This is a genomic window from Grimontia sp. NTOU-MAR1, assembly GCF_035758505.1.
Lineage (GTDB): Bacteria > Pseudomonadota > Gammaproteobacteria > Enterobacterales > Vibrionaceae > Enterovibrio > Enterovibrio marinus.
Window position 1 is genome coordinate 1476767 of sequence record NZ_CP142108.1, and the last position, 15858, is coordinate 1492624.

Annotated in this window: 13 protein-coding genes and 2 pseudogenes; 7 read left to right on the top strand and 8 right to left on the bottom strand. The window is 48.2% G+C overall.

Going from position 1 to position 15858, the window contains the following annotated elements; all coding sequences use genetic code 11:
• Positions 1-14: 14 nt before the first annotated feature.
• A pseudogene (locus tag VP504_RS06770) lies at positions 15-2556 on the bottom strand (ATP-binding protein); the annotation flags it as partial.
• A 502-nt stretch (positions 2557-3058) separates the two neighbouring features.
• Here VP504_RS06770 and VP504_RS06775 point away from each other — a divergent pair.
• The gene (locus VP504_RS06775) at positions 3059-4159 is read left to right on the top strand and encodes a response regulator (RefSeq protein ID WP_325893544.1); all 1101 of its coding nucleotides are present in this window, start codon (positions 3059-3061) and stop codon (positions 4157-4159) included.
• A 13-nt stretch (positions 4160-4172) separates the two neighbouring features.
• Here the strand turns inward: VP504_RS06775 and VP504_RS06780 are convergent, their stop codons facing one another.
• The 6 genes from VP504_RS06780 to VP504_RS06805 all read right to left on the bottom strand — a co-directional run bounded on the left by VP504_RS06780 (position 4173) and on the right by VP504_RS06805 (position 10287).
• Positions 4173-4781 (bottom strand): LysE family translocator, encoded by a 609-nt coding sequence (locus VP504_RS06780; RefSeq protein WP_325893995.1) that lies wholly within the window; start codon positions 4779-4781, stop codon positions 4173-4175.
• Positions 4782-4930: 149 nt separating this feature from the next.
• Entirely contained in the window at positions 4931-6310 is a 1380-nt protein-coding gene (locus tag VP504_RS06785; protein WP_062711994.1) for a TRAP transporter large permease, read from the bottom strand.
• On the bottom strand, positions 6307-6873 hold the full coding sequence (locus tag VP504_RS06790) for a TRAP transporter small permease subunit (RefSeq protein WP_325893545.1): 567 nt from the start codon (positions 6871-6873) through the stop codon (positions 6307-6309). The genes VP504_RS06785 and VP504_RS06790 overlap by 4 nt, the downstream gene beginning before the upstream one ends.
• Positions 6874-6960: 87 nt before the next feature.
• Positions 6961-8070 (bottom strand): TRAP transporter substrate-binding protein, encoded by a 1110-nt coding sequence (locus tag VP504_RS06795; RefSeq protein ID WP_062711988.1) that lies wholly within the window; start codon positions 8068-8070, stop codon positions 6961-6963.
• Positions 8071-8401: 331 nt separating this feature from the next.
• Entirely contained in the window at positions 8402-9817 is a 1416-nt protein-coding gene (locus tag VP504_RS06800) for a PepSY-associated TM helix domain-containing protein (protein ID WP_325893546.1), read from the bottom strand.
• A 134-nt stretch (positions 9818-9951) separates the two neighbouring features.
• On the bottom strand, positions 9952-10287 hold the full coding sequence (locus VP504_RS06805) for a hypothetical protein (RefSeq protein WP_325893997.1): 336 nt from the start codon (positions 10285-10287) through the stop codon (positions 9952-9954).
• Positions 10288-10677: 390 nt separating this feature from the next.
• Between VP504_RS06805 and metN the strand changes: the two genes are divergently transcribed.
• The 5 genes from metN (at position 10678) to VP504_RS06830 (ending at position 14434) form a co-directional block, all read left to right on the top strand.
• The gene (gene metN / locus VP504_RS06810) at positions 10678-11712 is read left to right on the top strand and encodes a methionine ABC transporter ATP-binding protein MetN (protein ID WP_325893548.1); all 1035 of its coding nucleotides are present in this window, start codon (positions 10678-10680) and stop codon (positions 11710-11712) included.
• Complete coding sequence (locus tag VP504_RS06815) at positions 11702-12394, top strand: methionine ABC transporter permease (protein ID WP_325893550.1); 693 nt, start codon at positions 11702-11704, stop codon at positions 12392-12394. Before metN ends, VP504_RS06815 begins: the two co-directional genes overlap by 11 nt.
• Positions 12395-12451: 57 nt before the next feature.
• Positions 12452-13264, top strand: a complete 813-nt coding sequence (locus VP504_RS06820) for a MetQ/NlpA family lipoprotein (protein WP_062711970.1) — start codon at positions 12452-12454, stop codon at positions 13262-13264.
• 133 nt (positions 13265-13397) lie between these two features.
• The gene (locus tag VP504_RS06825) at positions 13398-14162 is read left to right on the top strand and encodes a sulfite exporter TauE/SafE family protein (protein ID WP_325893552.1); all 765 of its coding nucleotides are present in this window, start codon (positions 13398-13400) and stop codon (positions 14160-14162) included.
• Positions 14159-14434, top strand: coding sequence for a SelT/SelW/SelH family protein (locus tag VP504_RS06830; RefSeq protein WP_325893553.1), 276 nt, complete (start codon positions 14159-14161; stop codon positions 14432-14434). Before VP504_RS06825 ends, VP504_RS06830 begins: the two co-directional genes overlap by 4 nt.
• A 41-nt stretch (positions 14435-14475) precedes the next feature.
• Here the strand turns inward: VP504_RS06830 and VP504_RS06835 are convergent.
• Positions 14476-14629: pseudogene (locus VP504_RS06835) on the bottom strand (DUF1538 family protein); the annotation flags it as partial.
• Between the two features lie 291 nt (positions 14630-14920).
• Here VP504_RS06835 and VP504_RS06840 point away from each other — a divergent pair.
• Positions 14921-15817, top strand: coding sequence for a TIGR01777 family oxidoreductase (locus VP504_RS06840; RefSeq protein ID WP_062711962.1), 897 nt, complete (start codon positions 14921-14923; stop codon positions 15815-15817).
• The last annotated feature ends 41 nt before the right edge of the window (positions 15818-15858 follow it).

The following is a 15858-nucleotide window of genomic DNA, read 5'->3' on the forward strand; positions in this document are numbered from 1 at the left end:
GTAACCATCTTTCTCTAACCCATTTTCCTCTTCAGCGCTTTAAGATGCACTTCCGCTTCAACGAAATCGAACTGATTGATTGATTCCTTTAAGCGTTTAAATTCATCAAGTTGATTACACCACTGAGGAAAGTCTTTAGACAGCGAGGTAAGCTTATCCTGCGCGCCAATATCAAACTCCTGCAGACTGATCTGCAAAGCATTTATCTGTTCAATAAGATATGCATCCAGAGGTTTAATTTCTTCTTGGACCATTGAATCTGCTTCTAATGGCGCTGAGCTTAAAGCGATTTCATCAAATTTCACAATAGCAGCCGTGATCAAGTTTTTTAGTTCATTCACTTCTGCTTCAGTGACGACTTCACCCAAGTTGTATTTATCCTCAAGTCCAGAAGCTATCTTGGAGATTTCATCCGCGCCAATATTACTTCCTGCTCCTTTGCAAGAGTGGGCCAGTATCGCTTTTTCGCCGTTATCTACATCTGACAGTAATTGATCCATCGCCGCTTTCTGGGAGGTCAGGAACAGCGATAATATTTTAAGATACTTGACTTTGTTGCCCCCCAAGCGCTGTGCCCCTTCGCCGAGATTGATACCTGGTATGTTATCAACCAAAAGGTCAAACATTGCGTCATCGTATTCCATGTTGACTCTCCTTCGGCCCCGTTCAGCATCTGCAGATTCCTGTTCTGCACCTGACTTCACTGCGGGCTCCAGGGGTTCGACAGCGGTTTCTTTCCCTTCCGTCGTCACATTGGTATCCGTACCCTCTGCTTCTGCGCTTACTTCCGAGGTTTTCTGTACTTTTTCTTTCTGGTTCTGGTTCTGATTCTGGTTCTGGTTCTGGTTCTGGTTCTGGTTCTGGTTCTGGTTCTGGTTCTGGTTCTGGTTCTGGTTCTGGTTCTCCAAGTGATGGAACCACAACCGATTCAATCGGTGCCTCAGATTTCTTCTCTTCCTCTGCATCTTTCGTGAGCCATTCAATCAGTTTGGCGCGAAGCAACTCAAAGTTGATAGGCTTGGCCAGGTGTTCATTCATGCCAGCTTCACGACATGCCGCAACATCATGTGCATCTGTGTTGGCGGTCATGGCGAGTATCGGCAACGATTTCATGCCAAGTTTCTGACGGATGGTTCTGGTAGCTGTCACCCCATCAACAACCGGCATTTGCATGTCCATAAGAATAATGTCGACGTGATGCTCTTTGACCATATCGATAGCCTCTGCGCCGTTGTCCGCGACAAGCACACTCACGGGGAGAGTTTCCATTGCCCCCAATGCCACTTCCTGATTAATCAGGTTGTCTTCAACCAGCAGCACCACCTTGTCCATGATGGCAATTTCTTCTTCTGGAAGATCCTCCAGTTCCAACTCGGACAGATCTGGAAGGCCATTTTTTATCGGCTTAACTGTGCGGGTTTCTTCGGTCAGTGCCCGCATAAACTTGGAAGGTAGCATCGGCATAGTAACCCAGCTAAATGCAAAATTCGGTCTGGCCTCTGGAATATCGAGGCAATGTTTTTTTCCACATAGCAGCAGTACTGATTGCTCCCTTGAAAGGCTATTAAAAATGGTCGAGATACAGGATTTCATTTCCGGAGTGATGGAATTCCAGTCCACCACCACATGCTCGTATCCGCCGTGTTCAATGCTGTGTTTGCTTTGTTCGATGTCATCTAAATCTCGACATTGACTCACGTTAGCTCCAGCATAAATCAAAGGTTCTTTCACGTTGTTTCGAAGCGTTGCATTTGGCGACACAATCAACACGCTTTTGGCCGTGAGTGACCTCGCCCATGCTCCGCCAAGTCTGGATGTTTCGCGGAGGCCTGACTGACATGGCAACGTGAATGAGAATACGCTTCCGTCGCCCAGACGGCTGTCTGCCTGTAGCTCTCCCCCCATCAGCGATACCAGTTCCCGTGCAAGCGTCAGGCCAAGGCCACGCCCGCCATGCTCTCGTGAGGCAGAGGTATCTGATTGAGAGAAAGGCTGAAACAGGGATTCAAGGTCTTTACGTCGGATACCAACACCGGTATCCCGAATCGTGAAGCGGATCTTGACGTCTGATTCACGGCAGGACTCAAGTGTCGCTGAGAGCGTGACTTCTCCTTCCTCAGTGAACTTGATAGCATTATCACCTATGGCCATGAGTACTTGGGTAAGGCGCACGGAATCTACATCAATAATCTTTGGAATAGCCATGTCCAAATTGACACAGAACAACACGTCTTTTTCCTGTGCTCGTTCACCCAACGTGTCAGCGACTGGCGTCAGAATAGTTTCCAGATTGCACTCGACCCATTCAATGTGAAGATTGCCCGCTTTGACATTAGTAAAATCCAGCACATCATTAACTGCATCGAGCAAAGTGTTTGCTGAACTGATCACCCGCTTGATGTAACGCTGCTGTTTTCCTTCAAGGCCGCTGTCCATCGCCAGTTGAGACATCCCTAATATGGCATTCAATGGTGTTCTGAGCTCATGGGACATATTCGACAGAAAGTCTTTCTTTGCCTGATGTGCAACACGTGCAGAGCGTTTAGCGATGGAGAGGTCTTTTTCAGTTTTACGGATTTTTTGACGTTGGTCTTTAATTTGCTCCCGAAGACCTTTAACAGTGATAATCCCGCGGAACAAAATCACCAGCAGTATGATGATAATCCCCGTCAGCAAAGGGATAAGGCTGACACCTTCCCCTGCAGGGGGTAGGACGGCGGAAGATAAATAGCCATACTCTTCTTCCGCCCTCGATGGTGTGGACCACAATACTAGTGCTGCCGCAACGAAGGTGAAGGCCTGTCTCATTATCAATACACCACCCATCATTGCATTAATTCCTGAGCTAAGCCTTCCACTGAACGCTTCTAAGGCTATAAAACTGCTTATATTCATAGGTCTTTGTCTGTTCACAGTTGGCGCATACTGGGGTTTATGCCTTCGCCCCTCTACGCACTGTAACTTCATGTCTCAATTAAAATAATGTGCCCAACAATTGGAACATTATTAAGAGTAGACCTAGGATTGAATAAGTGAAAAGTGATTCAGGAACCCGTTAATGGTGCCACCGGAAAACAACTCAAAGAAGCGCGCTACTATACTGGTCGTCGACGATACCCCTGAGAACCTCGTATTCGTGAGCGAAATGCTCAAAGATAACTATGAGGTAAAAGCCGCGACCAATGGTAAAACCGCCCTTGCTATCGTTGAAAAATTTTCCATCGACTTAATTCTGTTGGATGTCGTCATGCCAGGAATGGATGGCTACGAGGTCTGTCGTCAGTTAAAAGCCAAAAGAGACTGCAGTGACATTCCAGTTATCTTCCTGACTTCAAAGTCAAAAACCGAGGATCAGGAGTTTGGATTTTCAGTAGGAGCCGCGGACTATATCAACAAACCCCTGAGTCCCCCGATCACCATGTCGCGTATCAAGATTCATCTTGAAAACAAAGCGTCAAAAGACTTCCTGCATGACCAAAACGAGTTTCTGGAAGCGGAAGTTCAGCGTCGTGTGAAAGAACTCAGCGTTATACAGGATGTGACTATCAACGCACTGGCGAGCTTGGCTGAAACTCGCGATCAAGAAACAGGGAACCACATCATCCGCACCCAGTACTATGTTAAGATCCTTGCAGACCAGTTGTATTTGCGGGGTAAATACCCCGAAATTGTAACACCTGAGTATGTCACCATGGTGTTCAAAACCGCCCCACTTCATGATGTAGGTAAAGTTGGTATTCCAGACGCAGTCTTACTCAAACCAGGCAAGCTCACTGCTGAAGAGTTCGAAATCATGAAGACACACGCGAAACTTGGCTACGATGCGATAGTGAAAGCGGAGGGAGAAGTAGATACTTACTACCCATTCCTCACCACGGCGAAAGAAATCGCTTATGGGCACCATGAGAAATGGGATGGCTCTGGCTACCCACAAGGCCTAGCGGGAGAAGATATCCCACTCAGCGCCCGACTAATGGCAGTTGCCGATGTCTTCGACGCCCTTATCAGTAAGCGAATTTATAAGTCCGCGATGAGCAATGCGGAGGCGTTCGACATTATTCGGGAAGGCAGAGGGACACATTTCGACCCTCTGCTTGTAGACATCATGTTTGAAAGGAAGGAGGAATTTATAAAAATCGCTGAAACATACAAAGACTAACCTTCAAGAAAGGTTAACCCACCGCTAACCAAACTCCTACCCCCATCATCAACGTACCTGCGATGCGGTTCATCATTCGTACATTACCACTTTTTTGTAGGAAATGACGCAATGTACGTCCACCTGAAGCGTAAAGCAGCAAGCAACCAAATTCAGTCAGTAGAATAATACCGATCAGCACCGAAAGCTGAGGAGGTAACGCCAGTGAAGGATCAATGAATGGTGGTAAAAGCGAAATCATGAACGCCCAACCTTTCGGGTTGGCAACAGCAGTCACGAAGCCTTGCATAGCCAGAGTCAGTGGTGATGTTTTAGAGCTGGAAGCGAGGTCTTGAGGAATCGCCATTTTCCCTCGAGATAGCCACATCTGAACGCCCAAGTAGAAAAGGTACGCGCCACCCAGATACTTTAGAATCGCAAACAACTCTGGGTAATTCAGCATGACCGCTGCGACACCAGCAACCGATGCCAGCGAGACTAAACCCACACCAATTAACTCCCCCCACATCATATGCATGCTGCGTCGTACACCAATGCTCATCCCCAGCGTCATTGCTAAGGTCATACACATGCCCGGTGTTACCGATACAAAAAAGAATGTTGGAATAAACACCGCCAGCATGGCGAGATCAACTGCAGATATCACTTCATCTCCGGACAATAAAAGCATAAAGAAACGTAGTAGAAACTGAGTCTTGCTTAGCGTCAAGCCATATTACTGAGACAAAAAATCCTCCAAGTCTGGAGGCCTTTAAAACTCAGGTTTTCCGGTTAACCATATACTAACTCCGGCAACCAGGTCGCCAAAGACGGCCAGTAAGCCAGCATCACTAACACCAGAATTTGAATCGCGATAAACGGCATCACACCCCGGTAGATATCCATAGTTGAAATGGAATTCGGCGCCACACCACGCAGATAGAATAGCGAGAAGCCAAAGGGTGGTGTCAGGAATGACGTTTGTAAATTCAAAGCGATCATGATGCCAAGCCAGACCGGGTCAACGCCCATGGTCAGAAGAATTGGCGCAACAATCGGGATCACTACAAAGGTAATTTCGATGAAGTCGAGGAAGAAGCCCAACAAGAACAACACCAGCATCACCAATAACATTGCACCAAATACACCACCGGGCAGACTGGTGAGGAAATCACGGACAATGTCATCACCACCAAACCCGCGGAATACAAGCGCAAACAGCGACGCACCAATCAGGATCATAAAGACCATGGCGGTCACTTCAGTGGTGGTTCTCATGACCTCCTTTAGGATAGCGATGTTAAACATGCGCTTACTGGCCGCGAGGATGATAGCACCTACTGAACCCACAGAGGCCGCTTCTGTTGGTGTGGCGACACCCGTCAGAATTGAGCCCAGAACCAGTACAATCAAAAGTACAGGTGGGATCAGTACTGTCATCACCTGAATAAACAGCTCTTTGCTGACCTTACGCTCTTCCGCTGGAATAGGCGGTACACGATGCGGTTGGAAGATCGCAACGCCAATCAAGTACACGATGTACAAACCAACCAGTACAAAGCCCGGGACCAGCGCACCGAGGAACAGGTCACCGACAGTAACGCTCTCCGGCGAGTAAATACCCTGATCAAGCTGCGCCTGTTGGTATGCCGAAGATATAACATCGCCCAGCAATACAAGCACAATGGATGGCGGAATGATCTGCCCTAAGGTACCTGATGCACAAATCGTTCCCGTGGCGATACGTGGGCAATAACCCCGCTTCATCATCGAAGGCAGAGACAACAAACCCATGGTGACCACAGTCGCACCAACAATACCGGTACTCGCCGCCAGCAGCATCCCTACGATGGTTACTGAGATACCCAAACCACCCGCTAATCCGCCGAACACCTGCCCCATGGTATCGAGCAAGTCTTCTGCAATTTTAGATTTTTCCAGCATCACACCCATAAAGATGAACAGCGGGATAGCGACTAATAATTCGTTGGATAAGGTGCCAGAAATCCGGTTAGGGATCGCCTCAAGGAAGGCTGGGTCAAAAGCACCGGTCACGGTGCCGATGAAGGCAAACAATAAAGCCGAGCCACCCAGTGAAAATGCCACCGGATAACCCACCAGCAATACGCCAAATGTAAATAAGAAAAGAAACAGTGCGAGGAACTCGGTCATAGTGCGTGCTCCTCATCGTGGTCTTCTAATTGTTTGGCTAAGTCTTGATGGCCAGTGAGTGTCAGCACCGATCTCAATGACTCTGCGATACCCTGCAGTATCACTAACGATGGCATTAGCAAAATGCTGGTTTTAAAAATGTAACGCGCATTCACACCACCCGCTTCCTGAGAACCTTCCATAATGGCCCACGAAGCGGAGACATAATCCCACGCGATATAAAAGATAAACAAACAGGTTGGGAGCAGTAAAAAGAGAAAACCAAACAAGTCTACCAAGGCTTTTTTCTTTTCACTCATTGGCCGATAGAAAATATCCACGCGCACGTGAGCACCTTTCAGCAGCGCATAAGCTGCTCCAAGCATAATCACGTAATTATGAAAATAGAGAACGGACTCCTGCATAAACACTGAGCCCGTGTTAAACACATAACGCATCACCACCACCACAAAGGTGATAAGCACAATTGCCAACACGAACCAAGAAACGAAGCGACCCGTCCAATCACTGAATCGATTGATCCCTTTGATCAGGGAAATCAGAAAAGGAGAAGCGGTTTCCATACTACAACTCTTGCTTCAGCCCTTAGGGCTTTTGTTTTTATTGGGGTATTGAAAAAGGCAGCAACAAAGAGTGCTGCCTGATCAACATTATTGCGGATTACGGGCGTTCAGCATGGCCTGCTCAGAAATAGCATGCCAGTCGATTGCCTGATCACGGAATGATTTGTAGGAGTCGTAAACTTTCTTACTGACCTCATCCACTGCTGCTTGCTCAGCAACCACTTCATCAGCCACTGCCTGCAGTTGAGTCAGCACTTCTTGTGGGTATGGACGGAGTTCAACCTTGTGTTCATTCACCAGGCTTTCCAGCGCAGCGTTGTTTCGCGCAGTAAATTCCGCCAGCATATCAGCATTCGCTACTCGCGTTGCAGCCAGAACGATGGTTTGCAGATCTTTCGGCAGTTTTTCAAAAGCTTGCTTATTGATCAGCGCTTCCAGCGTTGTGCCCGGCTCATGCCATCCTGGGTAATAGTAGTATTTCGCTGCTTTGTGCAGACCGAATGCCAAATCGTTGTAAGGTCCAACCCACTCAGTCGCATCAATCGCACCTGATTGCAGTGATGGGAAGATTTCGCCACCAGGCAGCAGTACGGGGGTTCCCCCCACACGCTTCAGCACTTCGCCACCCAGACCAGGGATACGCATTTTCAGCCCTTCAAGGTCGCTGATTTGATTAATTTCCTTGTTAAACCAACCGCCCATTTGCACACCAGTGTTACCCGCTGGCATTGGGATGATGCCGAATGGTTCGTAAGCTTCAGCCCAAAGTTCTAGGCCGCCACCGTTATAGATCCAGCCGTTCATTTCCTGCGCCGTCAAACCAAAAGGGACTGCCGCGAAGAACTGACCTGCCGGTGCTTTACCTTTCCAGTAGTAACCCGCACCATGACCCATTTCCGCCGTACCACGGGAAACCGCATCAAACACATCCAGTGCACCAACCAGCTCGCCGGCACCATAGACTTTTACTTCCAGGCGACCATCACTCATATCAGTGATCAGCTCAGCAAGATTATTTGCGCCCGTTCCCAAACCAGGGAAGTTTTTCGGCCAGGTGGTGACCATTTTCCAGGTGATTTTTTCTTGAGCGGCGGGTGCAGCTTCAGCTGCCGCTTCCTGCTTCTGCTCACCACAACCAGCCATGAACACACTAAGTGCGACTGCGGCGGTGGCGAGGAACGAACGACGTTTCAACATGATTTCAGTCTCCTTGCTCGAAATGGCAGTAACAACAGGCAACGTGGAAAGTTGCATAAAATAAGTGCCAGGCTGCCTGTTCAATCCGTGTCAATCTCACTAACTATGCAGTTAATAAGATGTTGCAATAACTTTACTCATTATGCGCCTGAGCAAGTAGCTTAATCACGAGGTTGTTTGAAGTCGGTCAAACAATGATCAGGTTTAATTTAACCTTATGATAGATAACTCCCTATGTAGCCTTCTAATTGCGTGCTACCAAGCACTTTTTCTGAGCGGTTTGCATTTTTTAAATGTACAAAAAGCCCCTATGTTTAGGGGCTCCATTTTATTAACTGATGGCGTGTTTCAAACTCTGAACTCGCCGGAAGATAAGCCAGTCAATGCATAAAATTGCAACCACTGTCAAGCCAGCAAGAGGAAACAACACACAGATAACAATCAGGGTCATCGTACCAACTACCCAAAATCCATTTCCTGCCATAACGGGTGGCGCACCCAGTTTGCGTGAACCATTCGGACGACGCTTCCACCACATGACACCACCTGTGATAGATATAGCGATAAAGGCGAGACAGAACAAAACATTCAACACTTTATTGATGACACTTACTCCTCCTTTGTGCAGAGCAATACCCGCCGCCATCGACTTGGCCATCCAGTTGTAATCAGAAAAGGTAATATCTGCCAACACCTCACCACTGTATTGGTCAATGTGCATGGTTCGGTCTTGCGTTGGATCAGATATATCCCCACTCATAGTGTTTGCTGACAAGGTATAAACCCCAATATCCGATTTAGGGAACTTGAGCTTATAGTGGGTAAAGCCTACTTCCTTAGCCATGGCCACAACCTGGTCGATGCTAACATCCGCAGAGTACTTACGCTCCTCGTTTGGTTCAGGCGCGCCATGACCAACGTGCTGAGAGGTTGGAACCGGCGTTTGCTCAAGGTTCCAGGGCATTTCTTCTTCCGAGCCATGGTTCAGCATTTTATGGGTAATCACTGACTCCGGCGCATTCTTGGAGCGCTCAGCTGGAAAGCTTCCCCAAGGTTGAACAATCTTTCCCCCCCAAACTCCAGCCCAAGCCAGGCCTGAAATGACAAAAAAGAGCAATACAATTGAAAGCACACCCCCGAGGTTCGAATGCAAATCCCTCATAAAAATACGCGAACCACTGTCTGTTCGAATTTTCAAAAAGCCAGCTCGACTTGCCGCGTCTTTCGGCCACCAGAGGTAAATCCCTGACACCAGAAGCAGGATCATAAAGCTCGCCGCAGTTTCAATAAGCCGATCACCTAAATCGCCGATCAACAAAGTGCCATGGATATTGTTCGCCAGTTCATACCAACTGTCGCTGCGGTCGATTGTCCCTGTCATTTCCCCTGTATACGGATTCACTATGGCAAAACGGGTTTCACCGCTTGGCAATTGAATGGAAAAACGGCTGACAGTATCTGCGGTTCGCGCTGGAATAAATTGCGTCACCGTTGCTTCTGGAAACGCCTGATTAACCGCATTGAGCTGTTCAGAAGGTTGCATTGGTTGTCCGCTGGTCTGAACCGTTAGCATGTCTCCATAGCGGGCTGATTCAATCTCATCATCAAACAGCATGACAAGACCGGTAACGCTCAGCATCAACATAAAGGGAATAACGAAAAGTCCGGCATAGAAGTGCCATCGCCAAGCAGTGAAATAACGCGCTTTTTGGGCAGGCGCAGCCGCTGTTTTGCTCTCACTAACCATGGTTAGTTTTCCTTTCTCATAAGCAAACACACCGCAAAACACGCAGTGCATTTTTATAGATGACTTTACTCAGTAGGCTTAGCGCCCTATTTATTTTTGTTTTAGAACACTCCAGCTGTATGTGGGCTTGGAGATCATGAGATTGAGAAAGGTGGGTCGCGGGCGATGGGAGATTCAAACCTTACCCTTTGATCCAATAAAGAGTAATACTGATTCCCCTTGAATTTTACGTGAGTATGCGTGTCTGTCGTGGTGAGTGTAAGGTGATGACTAAAAGAGAAATGGCTGAACGGACAAGGCTTTCCATGGTGCTTTCCTTCACCGCTGGTTTCTTCGCCTTCAACCTGCACCAGCTTAAAGCCATTAACAGTACAGAGTGTTTCCCAGACCCCAGCATTGCTGCCATGGGCATTTATCACAGGCATCAGTGAGACCAGCACCCAACTTAAGGCGCTTGCCAACAACATCATTCGTTTAAATGACGCTCTCACCCATCCATCCTGACCGTGAATACAAGCAACGCAATATATATGACTAGATGTATTGATGCAGTGAGCCAGTACAAAAAGGGAGCGATTGATATGAGGTGCGTTAAAAAGCGGGTTACAAGCCCACAAAGATTGGGTATTCCTGTCTCCTAGCAATACCCAAACTTTGCATCCATACCAGCTCAAGCCATTCTCAAATCCCTTATCAATGACTTAGCCCCATAACACACGTTTAGACGTCTAGCCGTAAAAATATCTATTGACTTATTTTGAGACAATAAATAGCATCAAACACTAGATAGGCGCACAAACTCCATAAAAATCGCTATCTTCTTTACATTTTATTAACACGATTTTTGTCCAGGAAGGCCTATGATCGAAATAAAACAGGTTAACAAGGAGTTCAAGCAGGGTGATCTGACGATCCATGCCCTGCGCGATATTGACCTCCAGATTCCTCAAGGCAGAATTTTTGGTGTTATTGGTGCATCAGGTGCGGGTAAAAGTACGCTGATCCGCATCGTCAACCTGCTGGAACGCCCAACCTCCGGGAAAGTCGTTGTCGACGGCGTTAAGCTCACCGCTCTTTCGCAATCGGAACTGACTCGCGAACGCCAGAAAATTGGCATGATTTTCCAGCACTTCAACCTGCTTTCCTCACGCACTGTGTTTGACAACGTCGCACTTCCTCTAGAATTGGCAGGCAAAGACAAACAACACATTCAACGTAAAGTGACTGAGCTGCTGGATTTGGTCGGCCTGAGTGACAAACACCAGAGCTATCCTTCTAACCTCAGCGGCGGTCAAAAGCAGCGTGTGGCGATTGCGCGCGCACTCGCGAGTGACCCAAAAGTACTGTTGTGTGACGAAGCCACCAGCGCGCTGGATCCGGCGACAACTCACTCCATCCTGAACCTTTTGCAGACCATCAACCAAAAGCTGGGGTTGACCATTCTTCTGATCACCCACGAAATGGATGTGGTAAAGCGCATCTGTCATGAAGTGGCGATCATTGGTGGTGGTGAGTTGGTAGAGAAAGGTCCTGTGGGCGATATCTTCGCTCATCCTAAAACAGAGCTGGCGCGCACTTTTATCCGTGCAACGCTGGATCTTTCCATTCCACAGGATTACGAGGAACGACTGCAACCTCAGAGTGATGGTCATTTACCGCCACTGGTTCGCCTTGAGTTTACTGGCGCCAGTGTCGATGCCCCGCTTATCAGCCAGATATCGCGAAAGTTCAATATCGACATCAGCATTCTGAGTTCTGACATGGACTATGCGGGCGGCGTGAAATTTGGCCTGATGCTGGCTGAATTCTTTGGCGACGAAGAGAACGTCAACCACGCGCTGACTTACCTGAAAGATCACAACATCAACATCGAGGTGCTGGGCTATGTCGCTTAATATCGCAGCTGTTTCAAGCTGGTTTGCTGAAAACGAACGCCTTGTTGGCCTGTTGATTGATGCTTTGGGCCAGACCCTGACCATGGTCTTTGTCTCCGGTGCGATTGGTTTCCTGTTTGGCATTCCTTTAGGTGTGCTACTGCACCTCACCAAACCTCGCGGTCTTTTGGAAAACGCAGCGCTCAACAAATCCATTGGCATCATCGTCAATATTGGCCGTTCGATCCCTTTCATCATTTTGCTGGTCGCCATCATCCCGTTCACCCGGTTCATCATGGGAACATCCATCGGTACAGGTGCGGCGATTGTGCCCCTCACGGTGGGTGCGATTCCGTTTATCGCACGTTTGGTTGAAGGCGCACTGCTGGAAGTGCCGTCAGGCTTGGTCGAAGCGGCTCAGGCGATGGGCGCAACGCCACTCCAAATTATCCGCAAAGTCCTTCTTCCAGAAGCACTGCCAGGTATTTTGAACGGTGCAACAATTACCTTGGTGACGCTGGTGAGCTACTCTGCCATGGCAGGTGCTGTGGGCGGCGGCGGTCTGGGTGATGTGGGTATCCGATACGGCTACCAACGATTTGACGGCACCGTCATGCTGATCACCGTGGTGATGCTGGTGATATTGGTACAAATAATTCAGTCCGCTGGCGACTACTTCGTAAAGCGGGTTGACCACAGATAAAAACGGATGGTGACACCATCCGGATAAATGGAAATTCTATTTTTAGGGAGATACATAATGACTTTTACACTCAAGAAAATTGCTGCAGCTGTTGGCCTTGCTTCTACTCTGGTTCTGACCGGTTGTGGTCAGGAACAGACCGTTGATCTGTCGAAAGTAAAAATCGGTGTTATCGCCGGTGCTGAAGAGCAAGTGGCAGAAGTCGCGGCGAAAGTCGCGAAAGAGAAATACGGCCTGGATGTTGAGCTGGTGACTTTCTCTGACTACGTCACGCCAAACGCCGCGCTGGATGAAGGCTCTATCGATGCAAACGCATTCCAGCACAAGCCATATCTTGACCAACAGGTTTCTGACCGCGGTTACAAGTTTGAAATCGCGGGTAACACCCTAGTTTACCCAATCGCGGGTTACTCAACCAAAGTGACTTCTGTTGAGCAACTGGAAAATGGCGCGCAGATCGCAGTACCAAACGACCCAACCAACCTTGGCCGTTCGCTGCTGTTGCTTGAGCAACAAGGTCTGATTGAGGTGAAAGACGAAGCGGGCCTGAAAGCAACGGTTCTGGATATCACGGCAAACCCGAAAAACCTGAAAATCGTAGAGCTGGAAGCCGCTCAACTGCCACGCTCTCTAGAAGATGTTTCATTGGCAATCATCAATACCACCTTCGCTAGCGAAATCAATCTGTCACCGGAGAAAGACGGGATCTTCGTTGAAGACAAAGAGTCTCCATACGTGAACCTGATTGTTGCCCGTGCTAACAACGTGACTGCACAAAACGTTCAGCAATTCGTGCAGGCGTACCAGACTGACGAAGTTTACAATGCAGCGTCTGAAATCTTTGATGGCGGCGCGGTGAAAGGCTGGTAATTTGCCAACCTCTCCTTATTAAATGATGTAAAGAAGCCTGAGAAATTTCGCAGGCTTTTTTCTATCCATTGGGGTCTGTTGACCTTTGCAAACTGATACACTGCCTGTCCAATACTAACTATCCAGAGTGAATATGGATTTTCTCTCCACTTTTGGCCTTTTCATTGGCTCCCTGATTGCCAATACCCTCGCCTCTCTGGCAGGCGGCGGTGCAGGGCTTTTGCAACTTCCCCTGTTGTTATTTCTCGGTCTCGGCTTTTCTGTTGCACTCGCAACCCACAAAGTGGCCTCTGTAGCACTTGGACTGGGCGCGGCTCTCAAGCATTGGCGCAGTGGCAACCTCGACCCAAAACTCACCCTTTACGTGACATTGGCTGGCGCTGCCGGGGTGATCGGTGGTGCCAATCTTATTCTTTTTGTGCCGGGTCCTTTAGCCGAAGGGTTGCTTGGCGGGTTTATCATTTTGCTGGGTGTTTACTCGCGGATGCGCAAAACACTCGGGCAGGAAGCCGAGCCCAAGCACCGCGATAAGATGGGCATGGTTCTTGGTTGCTTAGGGCTCAGCGCGATCGGCTTGCTTAACGGTTCCCTCACTGCAGGCACAGGCCTGTTCGTCACTCTGTTTCTGGTTCGCTGGTTTGGCTTCGATTACAAGCAGGCAGTCGCACTAACCTTGGTTAGCGTGGGCATATTCTGGAACGGATTGGGTGCAGCAACACTGGCAATTGCAGGCGCGGCGATTTACTGGCCTTGGATCCCGGCACTCTTAGCAGGTTCTATTTTGGGTGGCTACCTCGGCGCGTATCTGGCAGACAAATACAGCAACAAGATGATAAAAATTGCGTTTGAGTTGCTGACCTTTGCTGTTGGTATCAAGCTTTTGTGGGGCGTGTTATGAACAAAGTCAATATCGAGATTTATTACTGCCGCCAGTGCAACTGGATGTTGCGCGCAACCTGGATGTCTCAAGAGTTGCTTTCCACCTTTAGCGAGGAAGTGGAGAGTTTAACCTTGCACCCCGCCACAGGTGGCAGGTTTGAAATTCACTGCAATGGCGAATTGATTTGGGAGCGCAAGCGGGACGGCGGTTTTCCTGAAGCCAAAGTGCTGAAACAACGCGTTCGCGATGTGTTCGATCCAGACCGCGATCTGGGGCATGTCGACCGTTAACCAGCGCTTCTAACAGGCATGCTAGCTGACATCTTAGTCACCAGCATGCCACCTTCGGCGGTCAACGCAGGCTCAGCGCTCGTGGTACCAAAGACCAGTAGAAAGGCAAATACCAACAGCAAAAACACACCTCCCTATTCGCGCCAATGAATGAGCCATAGATTCACCTATGGGAAACAGCACCACTTCCAAACCGAGACGCCCAGACGAAAACGTCCACCGTAATGAAAAAGCCAACAGATGATTTTGTGGTGAGGAGTGATACCCAAACAACCTCAAGATGCTCGCATTCAGGTTATTTTGGTGTAGCTAATTTAACACTGAATCAGTGTGTATAAACTTCCTAGTCCATAATGTCTATAAGGCAATAAAGCTAATAAGATTTTCGTACTTTTCTGCATAGCGATAGTCATTGGGCTGATCAATTAACCATTTGAATGCATACTGAATCTATACCCTTTAGTTCCGGAAAGAAGATTGCGCTTTATGAATATTCTGATTACTGGCGGTACAGGCCTTATTGGGCGGGCACTCATCAATAAACTTGAAGATCATGATGTCACCGTTTTAACGCGGTCTGCTAAAAAAGCAGCTTCACTTTTACCCAGCCGTGTTCAAAGCATTGAATCTCTTGATGCGCTCGATAGCTTTGATTATATAGACGCCATTATCAACTTGGCAGGAGAGCCCATCGTCGATAAGCGTTGGTCAGAAAAACAAAAAGGACTTATCTGCTCCAGTAGGTGGGGATTAACAGAGCAAATCGTAAAGAAAATTCTTGAATCCGACTCCCCTCCACACACCTTTATCAGTGGCTCTGCTGTTGGCTATTACAGTAATCAGGGAGATAAAGAAATCGATGAGTCCCTTAAGGTTGATTCCAACGATTTTGCCCACTTGGTTTGTGCCAATTGGGAAAAAATTGCCAGACGCGCAACTGCCACTCGATCGACACGAGTCTGTATTCTCCGGACAGGCGTTGTTTTGAGCACGACGGGAGGCGCTCTGAAGAAGATGTTACTACCTTACAAATTAGGGCTTGGTGGTCCAATTGGAAAAGGAAAACAGTTCTTCCCATGGATTCATCTTGAAGATATGACCAATGGGATCATTCACTTGCTCAACAACGAAAGCCTGAAAGGCGACTTCAACTTCACTGCACCGACACCAGTGACCAACAAGGAATTCAGCTTGGCGCTGGCGACCTCTCTTCAACGGCCACACTTTCTTTTCACTCCAGAGATTGCCATAAAACTTGCATTAGGTGAGGCATCTCAACTCTTGCTCGACAGCCAAAGAGTGATACCTGTAGCCCTCCAGGAAAGTGGGTTTAACTTCTCCTACGAAACACTACAACCTGCACTTGAGAATTTGGTGCAATAGAGATGAAAAAATGAGCACGCATTAAGCGTGCTCTTATCGGT

Bases quoted from the DNA above. Each gene is read 5' to 3' on its own strand.
- VP504_RS06775 (WP_325893544.1), top strand. From the start codon at position 3,059: ATGGTGCCACCGGAAAACAACTCAAAGAAGCGCGCTACTATACTGGTC.
- VP504_RS06780 (WP_325893995.1), bottom strand. From the start codon at position 4,781: ATGCTGGCGGTGTTTATTCCAACATTCTTTTTTGTATCGGTAACACCG.
- VP504_RS06785 (WP_062711994.1), bottom strand. From the start codon at position 6,310: ATGACCGAGTTCCTCGCACTGTTTCTTTTCTTATTTACATTTGGCGTA.
- VP504_RS06790 (WP_325893545.1), bottom strand. From the start codon at position 6,873: ATGGAAACCGCTTCTCCTTTTCTGATTTCCCTGATCAAAGGGATCAAT.
- VP504_RS06795 (WP_062711988.1), bottom strand. From the start codon at position 8,070: ATGTTGAAACGTCGTTCGTTCCTCGCCACCGCCGCAGTCGCACTTAGT.
- VP504_RS06800 (WP_325893546.1), bottom strand. From the start codon at position 9,817: ATGGTTAGTGAGAGCAAAACAGCGGCTGCGCCTGCCCAAAAAGCGCGT.
- VP504_RS06805 (WP_325893997.1), bottom strand. From the start codon at position 10,287: ATGATGTTGTTGGCAAGCGCCTTAAGTTGGGTGCTGGTCTCACTGATG.
- metN (WP_325893548.1), top strand. From the start codon at position 10,678: ATGATCGAAATAAAACAGGTTAACAAGGAGTTCAAGCAGGGTGATCTG.
- VP504_RS06815 (WP_325893550.1), top strand. From the start codon at position 11,702: ATGTCGCTTAATATCGCAGCTGTTTCAAGCTGGTTTGCTGAAAACGAA.
- VP504_RS06820 (WP_062711970.1), top strand. From the start codon at position 12,452: ATGACTTTTACACTCAAGAAAATTGCTGCAGCTGTTGGCCTTGCTTCT.
- VP504_RS06825 (WP_325893552.1), top strand. From the start codon at position 13,398: ATGGATTTTCTCTCCACTTTTGGCCTTTTCATTGGCTCCCTGATTGCC.
- VP504_RS06830 (WP_325893553.1), top strand. From the start codon at position 14,159: ATGAACAAAGTCAATATCGAGATTTATTACTGCCGCCAGTGCAACTGG.
- VP504_RS06840 (WP_062711962.1), top strand. From the start codon at position 14,921: ATGAATATTCTGATTACTGGCGGTACAGGCCTTATTGGGCGGGCACTC.